Source organism: Vibrio sp. 1288, from assembly GCF_033344475.1.
In genome coordinates, this window is the sequence record NZ_JAWPOX010000397.1 from 1 (window position 1) to 769 (window position 769).

The following is a 769-nucleotide window of genomic DNA, read 5'->3' on the forward strand; positions in this document are numbered from 1 at the left end:
AATCGTCTTGATATCTTGGCGAGTGACCTCGTTACAGACTATGGTTCTTTAACAGGGTTTGATCAGGCATTCCAAACACACATAACTAAAACAGAGACGGTATGCGAAGTGCTACGTCTTACTGTGAGCGGCAGCGTTCAACACAAGCTCTACTTCTTATATCTTGCACAAAAAGAGCTGATGAATGTGCTGTTTCAGTCAGGCTACAAGGTTGGGTTCACCATTATAGAACAAGCGTTCATGTTAAATTTTTATCAATCTATTGATTCTAAAGCCTACTTTCATTCAGGATACTGCGACATTAACGGTGACGGTATTAATACGTACCGGGGCTTCTGGAATTTTGAATCGATGGTAGACACCTTTAAACGCACAGACTTTCGCGATTATAAACGCCGTATTCGAGTAATCAGACAAAATACGCAGGTGAATGAACATGCTTGATATAGGTCTTAGTGGCCTACTCTACCCGAAAGCCATCACACTGTTTGCTACAGTGGCCGTGGTTCTCGTGTGGCTGCTGTACTACTGCTATCGCCTTAAACAAAAGAACGAAGTGATCTTAGGTTCGTACCACGCGCCTTATATCGCCTATTCGACATGCATTATTATTTGGATTAGCAGTAACGCCTACTTCCATACCGATTTGCTACCTCTGCTTGGGTCAGAGGACGGCATTTTCATGGCGAAATTAGCCAACTTAGCTTCCTTCTTCGCATTTGCTTTTGCTTTCTACTTTTCTTGCCAGCTCGCCGCAGAGCAGAAAAAA

At 43.2% G+C, this 769-nt stretch carries 2 pseudogenes; both read left to right on the forward strand.

What is annotated here, in order from left to right:
• A pseudogene (gene opaM, locus R8O11_RS27015) lies at positions 1 to 444 on the forward strand (acyl-homoserine-lactone synthase OpaM); the annotation flags it as partial.
• Positions 437 to 769: pseudogene (locus R8O11_RS27020) on the forward strand (hybrid sensor histidine kinase/response regulator); the annotation flags it as partial. The pseudogenes opaM and R8O11_RS27020, both read left to right, overlap by 8 nt.